Here is a 17,595-nt window from a genome sequence, read left to right as displayed (position 1 = left end):
AGTCGCCGGCGCGTGACTCGCTGTTCAGTCGCCGGCGCGTGACTCGCCGCTCAGGTCCGGTCGCCCGTCCTCCCGTTCCTCGCGCGCCTGCGTTCGCTCGCGAGCCCGCTCGCGACGCCGGTCGAGCAATCGCTGGATGCCCTTCCCGGGACCGCCTTCGATGGGCCAGCCGTTCGTCCGCCACTGCGGCGGCTCGGGGCCGTAGCGGGAGCAGGATCCGGCGCACTCGCGCGCAGTCGGGCACTTTTGCTTTGCCGTGCAGTACGGCACGAGCGCGTCGCCGGCGCGGTCCAGCTGGAACGACCGGCAGTCCGGCCGCATGGTGTCGTGATACGAGCGCCAGCCCTTGCCGTAGGCGCGCTCCGCGAGCTCGAGGCGTCGCGTGCGCTGATCCTCGGTGCGCTCGGTCCGCGAGAGGTCGCTCGGGAGCCACTTGACCTCGGCCGCGTCGGCGTGGACGCCCTCCGAGAAGTCCGTCACGAGGATGCCGGCCTCGACGGGCATTTCCCGAAGCAACGCGGGCTCGACGCGGTCGTCCGTCGCCGAGGTCGCGAGCCAGACCTCGTCGGCCAGCGCGGCGTCGACGTCGTGTTCGAGCTGGTCGGCCAGCGCGTCCGCCGCGCTCGCGGTGAGATCCGGCTTGTTCTCGATGGCGACGACGCGCTCGACCCAGTCCGGGTACGGCCGCTGCCGACGGAGCTCGATCCGGCCGTCGCGCTTCCGCTTGTCGATGACCCCGCGACCGCCGGCGCGGTGGACTGCCGCCCGGACGTAGCGCCAGGGGTAGCCGGGGTACGGCAGGGCGTCCTGGTACCACTCCCACTCGGCCGGCGCGTTGCGGACGACGTGGAGGAGGTCCGAATCGATCTCGCGGTCGCCGAACTCCTGGCGTTGCGCGAGCGCGTCGGCGTCGACCTCGAGGACGACGGTGTCCCAGCGCCGCTCCTGCGTGCCCAGCTGCCGGGAGACGACGACCGGCTTGCGGCCGGGCTCGTCGGGGGGCCAGGCCAGCTCCGCCCAGCGGCAAGTCAGCAGTTCGTAGCCGAACTCCGAATCCGGAACCACGACTGGGGTTTTGAATGGGGGTTAGAAAATTGTTCGCTCGTATTCTTCCGATCTACCTCGTGTGATGGAGGTGGTGCTGGAGATCGATGGGAAGATATCTGATGGTCTTTATAAGCCATATTTAAATTAATAGGTGGAATTACTCTGAACGGCGTCTAGAAAACCCCCTACTGCTTCCCATTCCCGGGTTTGGACAGATGATACGGTTTCACGCTCGACAGCACCGCAGAGTCCCTGAAAGCCCTCGGCCGCTCTTGCTTATAAACTGGATGCACAGGTGGAGACGCTGCTACGCTTGCCAGCACCGCAAACACCCAGAAAGCCCTCGGCCGCTCGCGGTCGCTGCACGACATATCCACGCCTCTCCGCCTCGGAAGACGTTCCGGGCTGCCTGCAGTAGCGGGCTGCCGGGCTGCGACTTTCTGGCCTTCGTTCACTGCGTTCACGAAGACACCGCCCGGCGTGGATAGGGGTCGGTGCAGCGACTCCCCTTCGGCGCGACCGGCACACGCCCTTTCAGTCCGCCAGGACCGCACCCGCGACAGCACCGCGACCGCCCAGCAACCACAATCCCTCAGCCCTCCCCAGCCTCGGCCGTGGCGCGCCGGCACCGCAACGCACGGCGCGGCGCGCCCCGCCCTCCCTCGCACGCGTTGCTCGCGCGCGCCAACCGCCCGGCACCGCGAACGTCGAGCAGCCGCCGCGAGCGACGCCAGGCAACCACTCCTGGGCGGGACTGAAAGGGGCAGCCGCTGAGCGGGACGCCCTGCGAAGCTAGCACCGCAATCCCGGCGAGCGACCGAACGAAGTGAGGGAGCAAGCCGGGTGCGGAGCGCAGCGAGCAGCGCGACCGCTCAGCGGCTGGGGCTTTCTGGGTGTGCTGAGTGGTGTTGCTGACGACGATAGCCGATCCTGTTTATAAGTGCGACCGCTCAGTGGTTGGGGCTTTCTGGGCATGCTGAGTGGTGTCGCTGGCGACCGTAACCGGTCTCATTTATAAGTAACCGCCCGCCAAATCCCCTCTCGCCAACCTCACCCAGCGAACACGGAACTCACGAAAGAAGCAGCTACGCAGTCGAAATAGGACACCGAAAAAGCCCGAAACGCCCGTTAAACGTAGCCGTCGTCGGCTTCGGCTTTCAGATCGTCGAGGTACTCGTGGGCTTCCTCGAGGATCTCGCGGGGGCCGTCCTGGGTGATCGTGTTGATTGCCTGGTCGTAGTCGCGCCACTGGAGGTCGCGGTGCTCCTTCGAGAGCTCCGCGCTCGCCTCGAACGAGTGGGCGATGAACAGGTGAACGGTCTTGTGGATCGTCTTGCCGTTCGCCTCGAACACGTAGTCGTACTCGCGCCGGAACCCGTCGATGAGTCTGAACTCCGAGATACCGGCTTCCTCTTCGACTTCTCTGATCGCGGTCTGCTGCAGCTCCTCCTCCCCTTCGACCCCGCCTTTCGGGAACTCCCAGTCCCCCGGTCGGCTCTTCAGGAGCAAATACTCCCGTTCGCCGCGGGTGTCGCGGAAGAGAATGGCTCCAGCACTCGTCGCTTCAACCGTCATTGACAAATAATACGAGATGACGTGTAAAGAGGGTGTCGGACCGCGGGGTTAGGGACCGCGAAATCCCATATGGCCGAATTTCACGCGGCTACTGCGTGTTCCCTGGACTGTCACGTTTGTGTCATCGCCGCGGTCGAGCGACTCGCCGCCGACCACGCCGGTCAATGTGGCCGGTTCACACGCGTCCCGGCCGGTAGGTGCGCTTTTAGGGGTTGGGGACGAATTCACGTTCAACTTCCCAGCTCATGACGTTTGTAACCAAACTCTCGCTCCAGTCGGGCGACCGAGCCGTCCTCGAGGACACGGTCTCCGACCTGGTGTCGACAGTCGAACGCAAGGGTGCGGAGTGTAAAGGCCCCCACTCCTCGCCCGCGCAGACGATCCGTGCCCCGCAGTACAAGCAACTCCAGCCCGGCGACAAGTTCTCGCCGTGGGAGTACTCGGTGTACACCCGCGAGATGGAGATTCACGGTGCCGACGAGATCGCCCGCGAAGTGACGAGCCAGGAGTTCCCGGATTCGATCCACATCGAGGTCGAGATCGACCGCAAGAAGCCCCTCGGGCACAAGCGCGACTGAGCGGTTCGACCGACCACCTTTTCGAGCGGCGCGACGGGCTGCCGGCTCTCGGCCATTTAAGCCCGCGCGGCGATAGGTGCGAACGTGAGCACCCAACAGTCCGATCCCTACCGAGCGTTCCGCCGCGATCTCCACCAGCATCCGGAACCCGCCTGGTGTGAGTTCTACACCACCTCCCGCATCGTCGAGGAGCTGCGCGACCGCGACGTCGACGAGATCCACGTCGGCCGCGACGCGTTGGCCGAGGACCTCCGGATGAACGTCCCGGACGACGACGAACTCGCCGAGTGGCACGCGCGCGCCGAGGCCGCGGGTGCGGACCCCGAGGTCCTCGAAAAGACCGAGGGTGGCTACACCGGCGCCGTCGCCGTCGTCGAGCAGGGCGACGGCCCGGTCGTCGGCCTCCGCGTCGACGTCGACGCGCTCCCGATCCTCGAGAGCGAGGAGGACGGCCACACGCCCGCCGAGGGCGGCTTCCGCTCCGAGAACGAGGGCTACATGCACGCCTGTGGCCACGACGCGCACGCGACCATCGGCCTCGGCGTCGTCGACGCCGTCCTCGACAGCGACTTCCAGGGCACGCTGAAGGTGTTCTTCCAGCCGAGCGAGGAGGTCGTCTCGGGCGGCAAGCCGATGGCCGAGTCGGGCCACCTCGACGACGTCGACTATCTCTACGCAACCCACATCGGCCTCGACCACCCCTCCGGCGAGGTCGTCTGCGGCATCGACGGCTTCCTCGCGGTCCGGCACTTCCTCGCGGAGTTCGAGGGCGACTCGGCCCACGCCGGCGCGCGCCCCGAGGCCGGCAACAACACCGTGCAGGCGATGGCGACGGCGATACAGAACCTCTACGCCATCCCGCGCCACTCCGACGGCCCGACGCGCGTCAACGCGGGCCTCGTCGGCGGCGGCACGGCGACGAACATCATTCCCGAGGAGTCGTACATCGAGGGCGAGGTCCGCGGGAAGACGACCGACCTCGCGGAGTACATGTACGAGGAGGCGGAGAACGTCCTCGACTCGGCCGCGGACATGCACTCCGTCGACGTCGACGTCTCGCTGGAGGGCGAGGCCCCCAGTGCGACGAGCGACCAGCCCCTCGTCGACGTCGTCGGCGACGTCGCCGGCGAGGTGTCGGGCGTCACCAACGTCGTCGAGCGCGACGAGCTCGGCGGGAGCGAGGACGCGACGTTCCTGATGAAGAAGGTGCAGGAGCAGGGCGGCGAGGCGGCCTACGTCGGCGTCGGCACCGACCACCCTGACGGCCACCACACGCCCGCGTTCGACGTGGTCGAGGACGACCTGCAGGTCGGCATCGACGTGCTGGCGAACGCCATCGAGCAGGTCGCCGCGGAGCAGCCGTAAAAGAGGGAAACGAGCGAGCGTTTTCGCCGAATATCGCCGCTATTCTTCCGTCTCGTAGTGCTCGCCGGCCGCTTCCGGGAGCTGCGTGCGCCCGACCAGCGCGAGCACGACGATGACGACGACGTACGGGATCGTCTGCACCAGCGTGTCGGGCACGGCGTAGCCGAGCTGCTGGAGGCGGAGCTGGACCGCTTCCAGGCCGGCGAACAGGACGCCGGCTCCCAGCGCGCCGATCGGGTTGTAGTTGCCGAAGAGGTACGCGACGATGGCGATGAACCCCTTCCCCTGGACCATCGTCTGGCCCGAGCCGACGAACTGGCCGACGGTCAGCGCGAGGGTGCTGCCGCCGATCCCCGAGAGGAAGCCCGAGAGCAACACGCCGGCGTGGCGCACCCGCGAGACCGAGACGCCGACCGTGTCGAGCGCCTTCGGGTTCTCGCCGGCCGCCTGCAGGTGCTTGCCGAACGACGTGTGGTTCAGCGTCCACCACGAGGCGACCGTTCCCACCGCGATCAACAGCGCCGAGAACTGCCAGCCGAGGTTGGCGCTGAGCGCCGGACTGTTGACGCCGCCGTAGAAGACGGTCGAGAGGAACGGTGCGAGCCCCAAGGCGATGAGCCAGACGGCCAGCCCGGCGATGATCTGGTCCGCCTTGAACTCGATGCAGACGACGCCGAAGACGCCCGCGAGCGCGGTCGACGCGACGATGCCGGCCAGGAACCCGACCCACAGCGCGGGGAGCCCGAGGACCGCGTTGCCGCCGCCGACCACCGTGGCGACGTGGACCGAGACGAACGCCGAGATGATCAGCAGCCCCTCCAGCCCGATGTTGATGACGCCGGACTTCTCCGCGAAGATGCCGCCGAGCGCGGCGAGCACGATGGGCGCCGCGGTGCGCGCGGTCGACGTCAGGGTCCCGCCGGCGAACACGATGTCCGCGAGGTCGCCGACGATGGTCTCCGGGAAGACGGCGCCGGCGACGGCGAGCAGCGCCAGGATACCGACCGTCCCCCCGACCAGCTTGCGGACGTACGCCGATTCGATGACCTCGTCGAGGAGGGGGATCTTACCCATCGGTCTCACCTCCGTCGGTCGCGGCCGTCTCGTCCGACTCGCCGTCGGTCGACTCGGCGACCGGATCCTCGTCGAGCCCGAGATAGCGGCCGAACTGCCGGAAGAACTCCGGCATGGCGACGAAGAGGATGATCATCCCGCGGAGGACGCCCACCAGCTCCGTGGGGACGTCCGTCTGGAAGCCGATCTCGAGGGCGCCCCCTTTCAGGACCCCGAACAGCAGCGCGGCCGGGACGATCCCGAGGGGGTTGTTGCCCGCGAGGATCGAGACGGTGATCCCGTCGAAGCCCAGCGCGGGGATGGATTCGAGCCAGCGCCCCTCCTTCATCAGCACCCAGACTGCGCCGCCGACGCCGCCGAGGGCGCCGGAGAGCGTCATCGCGCTGACCGTGGTGCGCTTGGCGTCGACGCCGCCGTACTCGGCCGCCATCGGCTGGATCCCGCTCGTCCGGAGGTCGAAGCCGAACGGCGTGTGCTCGACGAGCACGTAGAGCCCGGCGACGAACGCGAGCGCGATGAGGAGCGCGAGCTCCGCGAACCCGCTCGTTCCCGGGAAGAACCACGGGTCGAGCTGGGCGTACTCGGGGGCGTACTTCGTCGCGACCACGGAGCTGCCCGGAGCGCGGAACACCTCGAGCACGAGGACGTAGGCGATGTTCGCCGCGATGAAGTTCAGCATGATCGTCGTGATCACCTCGTTGGCGTCGGCGTAGGCCTTCAGCGCGCCGGGAATGGCCCCCCAGAGCCCGCCGCCGACGGCGCCCGCGAGGACGCCGAGCGTGATGAGGACCGCGCCGCCGACGAGCCCCTCGGGGAGGTACGGCGCCGCCCCGACGACGACCAGCGCGGTCAGCAGCGCGCCGATGACGAGCTGGCCCTGCGTCCCGATGTTGAACAGCCCGGCACGGAACGCGACGGCGACGGACAGCCCCGTGAAGATCAGCAGCGTCGTCTCCGAGAGCGTGAGCCCGAGCGAGAGGTTGAACAGGGTCCAGGCAGGGTCGAGCCCGAGCTGGAGGTTGATCGGCATCCACGTGGGCAGCACGTACGGCGCGCCCTCGCCGATGAGGAAGGGGTAGCCGAGCGCGCCGTTGAACAGCACCGCGTACACCTGGAACGGGTCGTAACAGAAGCCGATCCCCGTGAACGGCATCGTCCAGGCCGCCGTCTCGCACGTCGCCATTCGCCCGGTCGCCAGGATGATGAAGAAGCCGACGACGACGGAGAGGGCGACGGCGACGACGCTGATCAGCAGCCGCTCGGCCGCGGACAGATCGACGAACTCGCGCAAGAACTCCTTGATCGACCTGGCGATGGGCCCGAGGCGGCTCATTGGGCACCTCCGGAGGTCCCGGCGGCGACGTCCGGCCCGCTGCCGTCACCCAGCGAGGCCGTTTCGACGGCGCTGTCGTCGATCGATTCGCCCGCCATCAGGAGGCCGAGCTGCTCCTCCGTGACGGTCCCCGGGTCGACGACCCCGGAGAACGAGCCCTCGTGCATCACGGCGAGGCGGTCCGAGAGCCCCTGCACCTCGTCGAGTTTCGAGGAGACGAGCAGGATCGCGGTCCCCTGCTCGCGCAGATCGAGGAGCCGGTCGTGGATGAACTCCGTCGAGCCGATGTCGACGCCCCGCGTCGGATGGGTCGCGACGACGAGGTCCGGGTTCCGCTGGAACTCGCGCCCGACGATGAACTTCTGCTGGTTCCCGCCCGAGAGGTCCTCCGCCGGCACCTCCCGGTCGGCCGGCCGGACGTCGTACTCGTCGATGATTCCTTCAGCGTGGGCCTCGGCGGCGTCCCAGTCGATGCGGCCGCCGTCGCCGAACGCCTCGTCGTGTTGGCTCCCGAGAATCCCGTTCTGCGTCAGGTCGTAGGGAAGGACGACGCCGCGCGCCTGGCGGTCCTCGGGGACGTAGGCCATCCCGCGGTCGATGCGCTCGCGGCGGCTTACGCCGGCGAGGTCGTCGCCGAGGAACCGAACCGTGCCGCCGGTCGCCTCGCGGAGGCCGGTGATGGCCTCGACGAGCTCCGACTGGCCGTTGCCGTCGACGCCCGCGATGCCGACGATCTCGCCCTCCCGGACGCCGAAGGAGACGTCGGTGACGGCCTCGACCCCACGCTCGTCGGTGGCGGAAACGCCGTCGACGTCGAGAACCGTCTCGCCCGGCGCCCGGTCCGACGTGGCCGGCTCCATCAGCACCTCGCGGCCGACCATCATCTCGGCGAGGTCCTCGCGGGTCACGTCGTCGGTGTCGACCGTGCCGACGTTCTTCCCGTCGCGGAGGACGGTCACGTCGTCGGCGGCCTCGAGCGCCTCGCCGAGCTTGTGCGTGATGAAGATGATCGTCTTCCCCTGGTCGGTGAGTTCCTCGAAGACGTCGTAGAGGTCCTCGACCTCCTGTGGCGTCAGGACGGCCGTCGGCTCGTCGAGAATGAGGACGTCGGCGCCGCGGTAGAGCGTTTTTAAGATCTCCACGCGCTGCTGGATCCCGACCGAGACCTCGCCGATGGTGTCGTCCGGGTCGACGGCGAACCCGTACCGGTCGCTGAGTTCGTGGACCGCGTCGCGCGCGGCCGCCTCGTCGACGCGGAGGCCGCCCCACTTCGTCGGCTCGTTGCCGAGGACGACGTTCTCCCAGACGGTCATCGGGTCGACCAGCATGAAGTGCTGGTGGATCATCCCGATGCCGGCGTCGATGGCGTCCCGCGGCGAGTCGAACGATTGCGGCTCGCCGTCGATGTGGACCGTCCCCTCGGTGGGCTGGTAGAGCCCGTAGAGAACGTTCATCAGCGTCGTTTTCCCCGCCCCGTTCTCCCCGAGGAGCGCGTGGACGCTCCCCTCCTCGACGACGAGGTCGACCTCGTCGTTGGCGACTACCCCGGGAAACCGCTTCGTAATTCCGTCCATGTTGACCGCGGGGGACATTTGTCTGAATCTCCGCCGCCTATCGGATAAACGCGCGGATCCTGAACCGTCGTCTCGGTCCGTGGTACGGCTACTCGTCGCAGTCTCAGGGAACTGACGGGAACCCCTGAACTGACGGCGTCGACGTCGCGGGCACCGGCGGAATGAGTCACCGCGTCCCGGGACCCCGCTGACGTGGCCACCGGGCCCGTCGCCGAGGCGGGCGTTCTCGGGTTGGTATAAAAGGTCGCTCAGCAAGAGGGCGTACGCTTATAAAAGAACTCCCAGTCCACGGGTCCGGTTATAACGACCGATCCGACCGAGGGGAAGCGTAGCTCCGGCTTACTGCGGCGTCGTCGGCACGTCGATTTCGCCCTCGATGATCGCCTTGGCGCTGGCGTCGATCTCCGTCTTCACTTCGGCCGGGATCTCCGCGCCGAGCGTGTCGCCGTAGACGCAGGCGACGCCGTCCTGCTCGAGGCCCAGCGAGACGCTGGAGCCGCCCTGGTGGTTGCCCTCGACGACGTTCTGGGTCGTCTTGTACACGGCGGAGTCGACGCGCTTGACCATCGAGGCCAGGATGACGTCCGCGAACTCCGGCTGGGTGATCGACTGGTCGGAGTCGACGCCGATGGCGAAGCGGCCCTCGCTCTGGGCCGCCTGGAAGACGCCGGCGCCCGTCGCGCCGGCGGCGTGGTAGACGATGTCCGCGCCGCTCTGGTACATCGAGAGTGCCGCCTCCTTCCCGCCGGACGGGTCGGAGAAGCTGCCGACGAAGCTCGTGATCACGTCCACGTCGTCGGTGACGTGCTTGACGCCGGCCTCGTAGCCGGCCTGGAACTTGCGGATGAGCGGGGCGTCCGCGCCGCCGACGAAGCCGACGTTCGTGGAGTCGCCCTGCGTTGACCCCTCGCCGGCGCTGAACGAGCGCGTCGTCATGAGGCCGGCGAGCGCGCCGACGAGGAACGAGCCCTCCTCCTCCTTGAACGTGTAGCTCGCGACGTTGGGTTCGTCGACGACGCTGTCGACGATCGTGAACTGCTGGTCGGGGTAGTCCGGCGCCGTCTTCGCCAGCGAGTCGTGCTGGGCGTACCCGATGCAGTTCACCAGGTCGTACTCGGGGTCCTCGGAGCGTGCGTAGCGCTGCTGGAACTGCTGGAAGTCGCTCGCGCTGGACGGCTGGGACTCGTCGAAGGAGATGTCGAACTCCTCCGCGGCGTTCTCGATGCCGCGGTGGGCGGAGTCGTTGAAGGAGTTGTCGCCGAGCCCGCCGAGCGCGTACACCATGCCGACGTTGACGGAGGCCGAAGCCTCCGCGGTCGCGCCGCCTTCGGCTCCCTCGGTGTCCTCCTCGCTGGTTTCAGTTCCCGTGCCCTCCTCGCCCTGCGGGCCGCCGGTACAGCCCGCCACGCCGACGAGCCCTGCTGCACTTGCCGCCTTGATGAACTTGCGTCGTTCGAAATCGGATCCCATCACGTCTGCAGAGGTGGTCGAAACCCCCATAAGTCCGTTGGCTTCTCGTCGAAATCGCGTGTGTGAGGGTGTCTCTCGCGGGTTTGTCGGATCGATACAGTGAACACGAGCCGGCTGGCGGACAAGGAGACGACGGCGCGACGACAGTCCGGCTTACGCCTCGGCGACGGCGTCCGCGATGACCTCGCGGGCGTCCTCGATCAGCGCGTCGACGTCGTCGCTCTCGGCGTAGAGTCGAATGTACGGCTCCGTCCCGGAGGGACGCACGAGGAGCCACGAGGCGTCCGGGAACTCCAGGCGGACGCCGTGTTCCGTCGAGACCTCGGCCTCGGGGAACGCCGCCGGGAGCGCCGTTTCGAGTTCGGCCATCGCGGCCGCCTTCCGGTCGTCCGGGCAGTCGACGCTCACCTTCCGGTACGGGCGCTCGGTGACGGGCGCGCGGAGCCCGTCGAGCCCCTCCGCGGCGACGAGCCGGGCGACGACGGCGGCCGAGCAGACACCGTCGATCCAGCCGCCGAACGCGGTGTGGACGTGCTTCCACGGCTCGGCGGCGAACGCGACCCTGCCGGCGGTTCCGTCGTCAGTAGCGTCGCCCGCTTCTCCCTCCTCGACCGCGGCGATGCCCTCGTGGAGCGCGCCCAGTCGGACGCGCTCGACGCGGCCACCGGCCTCGCGCACGCGCTCGTCGATGCGGCCGGAGGCGTTCGGCGTCGTCACGACGACCGGATCCGCAGCGTCGGACGCGCGGACGTACTGCTCGGCCAGGATGGTGAGGACCGTGTCCTCGTGGACGATCTCGCCGTCGGCGTCGACGACGACGATCCGGTCGGCGTCGCCGTCGTGGCCGATCCCGAACGCGAAGCCCTCGTCGCCGCCGCGCCCCGGCGAGTCCGTCTCCGCGCGCTCGTTCGCGTCGGCGACGAACTCACGGAGGTCCGTGAGCGTCTCCGGGGTCGGCTTGCTCCCGCGACCGGGGAAGTGGCCGTCGACGTTCGCGTTGAGCGTGACGACCTCCGCACCGAGTTTCCGGAGGACTTGCGGCGTCGCGACGCTCGCCATGCCGTTGCCGCAGTCGACGGCGATCCGCAGGCCCTCGAGCGGGGCGCCGTAGTCCCGCGCGTACTCGGCCACCGCCTCGCGGTACTGCTCCAGCACGTCGATGGTGGCGGACTCGGTCCACTCGTCCCACGCCGCCGGTTCCGGCTCGGCGGCGACGCGCCGCTCGACGAGCTCCTCCAGCTCGCGCTCGAACTCGGTGCCGTCGTGGAACAGCTTGATCCCGTTGTCGTGGGGCGGGTTGTGCGAGGCCGTGATCATCACGCCGTGGCGCCCCTGTGAGGCGTACGCCAGGGCCGGCGTCGGAAGCACGCCCGCCCGGAGCACCTTCGCGCCCGCCGACGCGAGCCCCGATTCCATCGCGGCCGCGAGCGTCGGCCCGGTGACCCGACCGTCGCGGGCGACGACGACTTCGGGGACGCTGTCGGTTGCGTTGCCCTCGTCGTCGCTTCCGTTGCCCTCGTCGTCGCTTCCGTTCCCCTCGTCGTCACCGCCATCTCCTCCCCCTCTCGCGTCCGCACGCTCGCGAGCGGCGCTTCCGACGGCCCCCCCGACCGCCAGCGCGAGGGCCGGCGTCACCCGGTCCGTCGCGCTGCCGCGGATGCCTGCAGTGCCGAATAGGTCCATATCAGCACCTCGCCCGCCGCCCGTTAGAAGTCGTCGGTCGCGAGCGGCGATGCGCCCAGCCCAGCCGGCCGCGCCGCCGACCCTTATAAGTCGCCGCGGCCCGACGCCCCGGACATGGCAGAGGATCCCGACCTCGAGGAGGCGCCGTTCGCCGGTGAGCGAGTTCGCGCACACGTGTACGTCTCCGGAAACGTGCAGGGCGTCTACTTCCGGGCAAACACCCGCGAGGCCACCGAAGGACGCAACGTGGACGGCTGGGTGCGTAATCTCGACGACGGTCGCGTCGAGGCCGTCTTCGAGGGGCCGGAGGGAGCCGTCGAGGCGCTCGTCGAGTGGTGTCACAGCGGCAGCCCGCAGGCGACCGTCGAGGACGTCGAGGTCGAGTTCGAGGAGCCGCAGGGGCTCGACGGCTTCGAGATCCGTCGGTGAGGGAGGGTTATTTTTAAGAGGCCGTCGCGATCGCGCCGAGGTCGCCGTCGACCTCGGTCCGTTGCCGACTCAGTTGACTTCCCCACGTCCGCGCTCCGCACCCATCGTGGCCTCAAGGTCCCCGGCCGTCAGCCGATCCCAGACGATCAGCACCGAGGGGAGGACGAGCAGCGACGCAACGAACGAGTAGACGATGCTGAGCGCCGTGAGGAGGCCGAACTGGCCGAGCACGTCGAGCACGGCGAGCATGAGGACGCCGATGCCCGAGGCCGTCGTGAGCATGCTCCCGGCGAGCGCGCCGCCCGTTCCGCGGACCGTCCGGTCGAGCGCCGTGTACGCGTCGGTGCCGCGGCGCTCGTCGACGTAGCGGTGGACGACGTGGACGGAGTAGTCGATCCCCAGCCCGATAGTGAGCGCGAGGATGGTGGCGGTGAAGGCGTTGAAGGAGATGCCGAGCAGCCGCATCGATCCCGCGATGGCGCCGACGGCGACGGCGATGGGGACGGTGTTGGCGACGCCGAGCGAGGGCCGACCCTCGAGCACCCAGTAGACGGCGACGAGGAAGACGATCGTGGCGGCGAGCGCGACGGCCAGGCTGAGGACGGCCGACTCGAAGATGACGTCCGAAACCGCTTTGAACACGACGATCTCCCCGGTCGCGATCGCGGTGCCGCGGAAGCGGTCGGCGACCGCGCGGCTGTCCTCCGTCACTTCCTCGTTCGAAGCGTCGGCGGACACGGTATAAACTACGCGCGCGCTCCGGCGATCCTCGGCGAGGTACTGGAGCGTGCGCTCGCTCGAGGAGGAATCGAGCAGGTAGTCGTAGATCTCCCCGAGGTTCTCGTCGGGGATCCCGTTCCCGTTCCGGTCGTTGCGCTGGACGAGCCGGCGGAACTCGGGGTCCCGATCGGCGCGGTCCTGGATGACCGTCACGATGCTCGTGCTCTCGGCCCGGTGACCGTCTCTGACGAACGACGACGGCGGGTCGTCGCCGGCGCGGTGGATCTCCTCGAGGACCGTCGGGTCCGTCATGCGCCGCTCGAGGTATATCGTCGCCGACCCCCCCTGCGTCGCCGTGAACTTCGACTCGAGGAAGTTCAACTGGCTGACGACCGTGTACTCGCTCGGCTCGATGACGTCCGGGAGGTGCTCGTAGTACGCCGGCGTCTCCTCCGGCGGCAGGAAGTCCTCCTGGGAGAAGCTCGTGTCGACGCCCGTCGCGTACGCGCCGGCGCCCATCGTGAACAGGAGCGCGACGATCAGGAAGATAACGGGCGCTTTCCGGGCGATGACGACGCCGCCGGAGAGGACCGCGCCGAGCTTCGAGTCGCCCGTCCCGAGTGGCTGCTGGCTGCCCGTCGGGACGGAGATGCGGTGGCGGTTGCGGTCGAGGACGACCTTGCAGGCGGGGAGGAAGATCCCGAACAGCAGGAAGGTGAAGAGGATCCCGCCGGCAGCGACGACGCCGAACTCCCGGATCGGCTGGAGGTCGCTCGTCAGGTTCGCGAGGAAGCCGATGACCGTCGTGCCGGTGACGACGAGGAACGCGACCAGCAGCTGGTCGGAGGCCCGCGTCATCGCGTCGTCGATGCCGTACCCCTCCACCCGCTCCTCGCGGTAGCGGTTGACGGAGTGGATCCCGAAGTCGATCCCCACCGCGAGCAACAGCGGTGGCACGGTGATCATGATCTGGCTGAAGGGGATCCCCAGCAACCCGAGGAACCCGAAGGTCCAGACGACGCTCAGGAGCAGCGTCACCGTCCCGAGCAGCAGGTCGAACAGCTCGCGGTACGCGGCGACGAGGAAGAAGACGATGAACAGCACGGAGAAGGGGACGACCACCAGCAGCGAGTCCGTGATGACCGTCGAGAACTCCTGAGCGATGATCCCGCTGCCGAAGACGGTGATGTCCCCGTTCGACGTGCTCGCGATCCGCTGGGCCTCGAGCTGGATGGCGGTAAGGGGACTGGAGCCGCCCTGTCCGGCGCCGCTCCCGAGCCCGCCCGGGACCTCGTGGCGGACGACCCCGATCGCCGCGGTCGCGGCGGCGCTCTCGCGGTTGAAGTCGTTGCTGACGGTGCCCGTGAAGGCCGGATTGTCGGCGTTCTCGCGGACCGCCGCGCGGACCTCCGAGTCCGTCGCGTCCTCCAGCGTCCGGATCTGCGCTTCCGTCGTCGTCGCCGACGGATCGATCGTCCGGGCGACGACCGCGGCGGCGCTGTTGACGCCCTCGACCCGCATGCCCTCCCGCTGCTCCATGCGGTGCTGGGTCCGCAACATCGCGAGCATCGACCCTCGCGAGAGGACGTTGTTGCTCCGCTGGATCAGCTGGGTGCTGCCGACGTCCTCGCCGAAGGTCGGGCTGAACTCCGTCTGGATATCCTCCAGCGCCCGGTTCGAGGGGAGGTCCTCCGCGAACTGCTGGGTCCCCGCCGAGGTCGTGACGGAGCCGAGCCCCGTCCCGAACAGCATCGTCACGAGCAGGAAGGCGACGATGACCGTTTTGGGTCGGTCGACGATCAGCGACTCAACGCGGTCGACGGCGCGCTCGTGGAGGCGGGTTCCGTCGGCGTCGCGGTCGCTCATTGGCGCCAGTACAGCAGGCCACCGCCGGCCAGGAGGACCACCAGCGCCGCCCCGCCGACCAGCGGGAGCGGGGGCCCGTTGGACTCCGTCTCCTCGACCTGAACCGGGACGGAGTACGTGTCGGAGATCCGGGTGTCACCCGACGCCGTCTCGTAGCGGAAGTCGACCTGTGCGGGGTACGTCTTCGGGATCGCGCCCCCACCGACGCTCAGGCCGAACACGACCGTCGTCGATTCGCCCGCGCCGAGCTGGGTGACGAAGGCCTCGTCGTCCGAGCTGGAGAGGGGGGCGTCGGTGAACAGCTTCGCCTCCACGTTGGAAACCGGGTCCTCGAGGTTGTTCGTGATCTGGACCTCCAGCGTGTCGCTGGCGCCCTGCTCGAACGTGACGTCGACGCCGCTCACGGCGAACTCCTCGCGCTCCTCGCCGATGCTCACTAGCGCGTCGAGGTCGTCGCTCCGGCGCTTGTCCCCGTCGCTGTTTCGGTAGGTCGCCCGGAGCGTGAACTGTCGGTCGCCGGCCGTCGCGCTCGAGCTCACGTCGGCGTCGAACGAGAACTCGACCCGCTCGCCGGCCGCGACGTCGCCGAGCGCGACCTCCGGCTCCTGCACGTTCACGTTCGGGTTGTCGGTCTCGAGTCGCAACACGACGTTGCGGGCGGTCGCCTCGCCCGTGTTGTGGAAGACCCCGCGGATCGTGCCGTCCTCGCCGACGCGGAGCGTGCTCTCGACGTCGGTGACGGCGAACTCCTGTTCGGCCGCCGGGACGAAGCCGAAGGTCAGCTCCTCCGAGCGCGCGGACGCGCCGTCGACGTCGTCGTAGTCGAGGCGCGCGGAGAGGCTGTAGTTGCGCCGTTCCGCGCCCGCCGCGACGTCGGCGTCGACGGTGATGGTGCGGGTCTGGCCCGGTGCGAGCGTGCCGATCTGCTCGCGGACGGTGGCTGTACCCGCGAAGGTGACGCTCGGGTTCTCGGAGGTGAGCGTGAGCCGGGCGTTCGAGACGGGCTCCTCGCCGGTGTTGGTGACGTTGAAGGTGACCGGGCCGCTGTCGCCGACGTTCGCGCCGCTCTCGACGTCGGTGACCTCGAAGCGCGGCTCCGGCTCGACGCTCACCGTCTCGGTCACGGTGAACTCCTCGCTGCGCTCCTGGACGACGCCCTCCGACGGGATGTACTGGGTGATGTAGTCGTACTCGATCGTGAGTTCGACCTCGTAGTCGCCGGGCTCGACGTCCTCGCCTACGAAGACGTCGACCGGGGCTCTCGCGAGGCTCCCGTCCCGTATCGACCCGAGCGCGAGCGTGTCCGTGCGCACGTCGAGCGCGTCGTCGGCCCCCGTAACCGAGACCGTCACGCCGCGAGCAGTCAGCACCTTCTCGTCGAGCGAGGGGTTCCGGGTATAGTCGAGCTCGCCGCGGTTGGTGACGTCGAACGTGACGGTCGACTCCGCGCCCGGAGTGAGCGCGTCGTCCGCGACCGTGACGGAGAGGTTGGGCTCGCCACGGACGGCCGCCAGGGCCGGCGCGGCGGAGACGAGCAGCAACAGGACGCCGAACGCGATGAGGAAGCGCCGTCGCATCTGGATACACCGTTCCACGGACGGTTCCCTTATAAGATATCCCGAACCTACAGGAACGGAGAGTACGTTTCGCAGCGAGTAGAACGGTGAGGCGTTAGTGCAGCGGAAATGGGCCAACTATGGTGTTCGACCGATGATACTATATTCATACAATCTACCAGGGGTAATAAACAATGTCCGAAACGCAACGGACCTGGTTTCACGGATACACCAAGTGGTATTTAAGAACACTTATAGTATGTATCCAGGCAATGGTCGTGGGCGCGATCCTCGAATTTGCGCTGGGCTCAATTGGACTCGCCCTCGCTGGACCAATCGCGGCGCTACTGTTTTTCCGGCAGATTCATCATCACGTTCGGCAGGAAATTGAGGAAAGTTAGAACCCCTGTCTATTCGGAACACTCGGCGAGCCAGCTGTCGGCCCAGTCCTCGATCTCGTCGAAGACGGGACACAGCGAGCTCCCCTTCGGGGTCAAGCTGTAGTAGGTCGCGACCGGGGACTCCTCCTCAAGCCTGCGGTCGACGAAACCCATCTCCTGTAAGTCGTCGAGAACGCGCGAGAGCGTTCGGGAGTTGGCGTCTGTCTCTCGTTTCAGTTCGTTGAACCGACTCTCGCCGCCCTGCAGCTCGTGGAGCACGACGAGGCGCCACTTGGAGCCGATCTGCTCCAGCGAGTCGACGACGGGACAGGGACTGTCGTCGCTGGACTCCGACGCGTCGCGGGTGAGGGGTTCCGATGACATCGATGTTACCTGCTTACCCCTATGTCCGGGAATAGATATAACAGTTCGGTTCTTACAGCCAGTTACACGATGTTACCAGCTATCGAAGCGGTTCCGCTCCAGACGTTCGACGCCCCGCTCGCGGGTGAACTGTTCGCCGTCGCCCGGCTGCTGTTCGGGGGACTCCTCGCCTTCATGGGTCTGAACCACTTCCAGAACCTCGACCACATGGCCGGCTACGCCGAGATGAAGGGCATCCCGGCGCCGAAGTTCTCGGTCGCCTTCTCCGGTGGCCTGCTCGTCTTCGGCGGCCTCGGCGTCGCGCTCGGCGTCCTCCCGACGCTTTCCGCCGGCGCCCTGGCGACGTTCCTGCTCGTGTCCGCGGTCAAGATGCACGACTTCTGGAACGCGCCCGAGGAGGACCAGCAGACCGAGATGACGCAGTTCCTGAAGAACGTCACGCTCTCCGCTGCTGCGCTCGGCCTGCTCGCCGTGAGCGGCGCCGAGTGGCCGTACGCCGTCGGCGTCGGCCTCCTCTAAGCCGGTTCCGAACTGCTGCCGCCGCGGCCGACGTTGTCGCTG

At 68.2% G+C, this 17,595-nt stretch carries 14 protein-coding genes; 4 read left to right on the top strand and 10 right to left on the bottom strand.

What is annotated here, in order from left to right; all coding sequences use genetic code 11:
- Positions 1-24 precede the first annotated feature (24 nt).
- The gene (locus ACQE3M_RS13015; protein WP_430506056.1) at positions 25-1,065 is read right to left on the bottom strand and encodes a DUF5787 family protein; all 1,041 of its coding nucleotides are present in this window, start codon (positions 1,063-1,065) and stop codon (positions 25-27) included.
- Positions 1,066-2,175: 1,110 nt separating this feature from the next.
- Entirely contained in the window at positions 2,176-2,622 is a 447-nt protein-coding gene (locus ACQE3M_RS13010; protein WP_430506055.1) for a bis(5'-nucleosyl)-tetraphosphatase, read from the bottom strand.
- Between the two features lie 245 nt (positions 2,623-2,867).
- On the opposite strand from ACQE3M_RS13010, the gene ACQE3M_RS13005 reads away from it, so the two are divergent.
- Positions 2,868-3,200 (top strand): 30S ribosomal protein S10, encoded by a 333-nt coding sequence (locus ACQE3M_RS13005; RefSeq protein ID WP_430506054.1) that lies wholly within the window; start codon positions 2,868-2,870, stop codon positions 3,198-3,200.
- An 84-nt stretch (positions 3,201-3,284) separates the two neighbouring features.
- Positions 3,285-4,565, top strand: coding sequence for an amidohydrolase (locus tag ACQE3M_RS13000; protein WP_430506053.1), 1,281 nt, complete (start codon positions 3,285-3,287; stop codon positions 4,563-4,565).
- Positions 4,566-4,604: 39 nt separating this feature from the next.
- Here ACQE3M_RS13000 and ACQE3M_RS12995 read toward each other — a convergent pair whose 3' ends face one another.
- The 5 genes from ACQE3M_RS12995 to ACQE3M_RS12975 all read right to left on the bottom strand — a co-directional run bounded on the left by ACQE3M_RS12995 (position 4,605) and on the right by ACQE3M_RS12975 (position 11,699).
- Positions 4,605-5,639 (bottom strand): ABC transporter permease, encoded by a 1,035-nt coding sequence (locus ACQE3M_RS12995; protein WP_430506052.1) that lies wholly within the window; start codon positions 5,637-5,639, stop codon positions 4,605-4,607.
- A complete protein-coding gene (locus ACQE3M_RS12990) occupies positions 5,632-6,972 on the bottom strand; it encodes an ABC transporter permease (protein WP_430506051.1) in 1,341 nt (446 codons plus the stop codon). The genes ACQE3M_RS12995 and ACQE3M_RS12990 overlap by 8 nt, the downstream gene beginning before the upstream one ends.
- Complete coding sequence (locus ACQE3M_RS12985; RefSeq protein ID WP_430506050.1) at positions 6,969-8,564, bottom strand: ABC transporter ATP-binding protein; 1,596 nt, start codon at positions 8,562-8,564, stop codon at positions 6,969-6,971. The genes ACQE3M_RS12990 and ACQE3M_RS12985 overlap by 4 nt, the downstream gene beginning before the upstream one ends.
- 321 nt (positions 8,565-8,885) lie before the next feature.
- Positions 8,886-10,016: a BMP family lipoprotein gene (locus ACQE3M_RS12980; protein WP_430506048.1), complete on the bottom strand. Its 1,131-nt coding sequence runs from the start codon at positions 10,014-10,016 to the stop codon at positions 8,886-8,888.
- 153 nt (positions 10,017-10,169) lie between these two features.
- Positions 10,170-11,699: a phosphohexomutase domain-containing protein gene (locus ACQE3M_RS12975; RefSeq protein ID WP_430506047.1), complete on the bottom strand. Its 1,530-nt coding sequence runs from the start codon at positions 11,697-11,699 to the stop codon at positions 10,170-10,172.
- Between the two features lie 114 nt (positions 11,700-11,813).
- Here ACQE3M_RS12975 and ACQE3M_RS12970 point away from each other — a divergent pair, with 114 nt between their 5' ends.
- Positions 11,814-12,128, top strand: a complete 315-nt coding sequence (locus ACQE3M_RS12970) for an acylphosphatase (protein WP_430506046.1) — start codon at positions 11,814-11,816, stop codon at positions 12,126-12,128.
- Positions 12,129-12,197: 69 nt separating this feature from the next.
- On the opposite strand, the gene ACQE3M_RS12965 is transcribed toward ACQE3M_RS12970, so the two are convergent.
- The 3 genes from ACQE3M_RS12965 to ACQE3M_RS12955 form a co-directional block, all read right to left on the bottom strand.
- Entirely contained in the window at positions 12,198-14,714 is a 2,517-nt protein-coding gene (locus ACQE3M_RS12965; protein ID WP_430506045.1) for an efflux RND transporter permease subunit, read from the bottom strand.
- Positions 14,711-16,291, bottom strand: coding sequence for a COG1361 S-layer family protein (locus ACQE3M_RS12960; protein ID WP_430506044.1), 1,581 nt, complete (start codon positions 16,289-16,291; stop codon positions 14,711-14,713). The genes ACQE3M_RS12965 and ACQE3M_RS12960 overlap by 4 nt, the downstream gene beginning before the upstream one ends.
- 389 nt (positions 16,292-16,680) lie before the next feature.
- On the bottom strand, positions 16,681-17,034 hold the full coding sequence (locus ACQE3M_RS12955) for a winged helix-turn-helix transcriptional regulator (RefSeq protein ID WP_430506043.1): 354 nt from the start codon (positions 17,032-17,034) through the stop codon (positions 16,681-16,683).
- 69 nt (positions 17,035-17,103) lie between these two features.
- Between ACQE3M_RS12955 and ACQE3M_RS12950 the strand changes: the two genes are divergently transcribed.
- Positions 17,104-17,553, top strand: a complete 450-nt coding sequence (locus ACQE3M_RS12950) for a DoxX family protein (protein ID WP_430506042.1) — start codon at positions 17,104-17,106, stop codon at positions 17,551-17,553.
- The last annotated feature ends 42 nt before the right edge of the window (positions 17,554-17,595 follow it).

This window comes from Halosubterraneus shenae, assembly GCF_050510935.1.
In the GTDB taxonomy this organism is placed as follows: Archaea; Halobacteriota; Halobacteria; order Halobacteriales; family Haloferacaceae; genus JBDGPU01.
Note: the sequence above shows the minus strand (reverse complement) of the source record. Positions and strands in the feature narration are given on the sequence as shown.

What these genes read in the sequence shown, in the direction of transcription:
- ACQE3M_RS13010 (WP_430506055.1), bottom strand. Translation starts at nt 2,622, where the DNA reads ATGACGGTTGAAGCGACGAGTGCTGGAGCCATTCTCTTCCGCGACACC.
- ACQE3M_RS13005 (WP_430506054.1), top strand. Translation starts at nt 2,868, where the DNA reads ATGACGTTTGTAACCAAACTCTCGCTCCAGTCGGGCGACCGAGCCGTC.
- ACQE3M_RS12995 (WP_430506052.1), bottom strand. Translation starts at nt 5,639, where the DNA reads ATGGGTAAGATCCCCCTCCTCGACGAGGTCATCGAATCGGCGTACGTC.
- ACQE3M_RS12990 (WP_430506051.1), bottom strand. Translation starts at nt 6,972, where the DNA reads ATGAGCCGCCTCGGGCCCATCGCCAGGTCGATCAAGGAGTTCTTGCGC.
- ACQE3M_RS12985 (WP_430506050.1), bottom strand. Translation starts at nt 8,564, where the DNA reads ATGTCCCCCGCGGTCAACATGGACGGAATTACGAAGCGGTTTCCCGGG.
- ACQE3M_RS12980 (WP_430506048.1), bottom strand. Translation starts at nt 10,016, where the DNA reads ATGGGATCCGATTTCGAACGACGCAAGTTCATCAAGGCGGCAAGTGCA.
- ACQE3M_RS12975 (WP_430506047.1), bottom strand. Translation starts at nt 11,699, where the DNA reads ATGGACCTATTCGGCACTGCAGGCATCCGCGGCAGCGCGACGGACCGG.
- ACQE3M_RS12970 (WP_430506046.1), top strand. Translation starts at nt 11,814, where the DNA reads ATGGCAGAGGATCCCGACCTCGAGGAGGCGCCGTTCGCCGGTGAGCGA.
- ACQE3M_RS12965 (WP_430506045.1), bottom strand. Translation starts at nt 14,714, where the DNA reads ATGAGCGACCGCGACGCCGACGGAACCCGCCTCCACGAGCGCGCCGTC.
- ACQE3M_RS12960 (WP_430506044.1), bottom strand. Translation starts at nt 16,291, where the DNA reads ATGCGACGGCGCTTCCTCATCGCGTTCGGCGTCCTGTTGCTGCTCGTC.
- ACQE3M_RS12955 (WP_430506043.1), bottom strand. Translation starts at nt 17,034, where the DNA reads ATGTCATCGGAACCCCTCACCCGCGACGCGTCGGAGTCCAGCGACGAC.
- ACQE3M_RS12950 (WP_430506042.1), top strand. Translation starts at nt 17,104, where the DNA reads ATGTTACCAGCTATCGAAGCGGTTCCGCTCCAGACGTTCGACGCCCCG.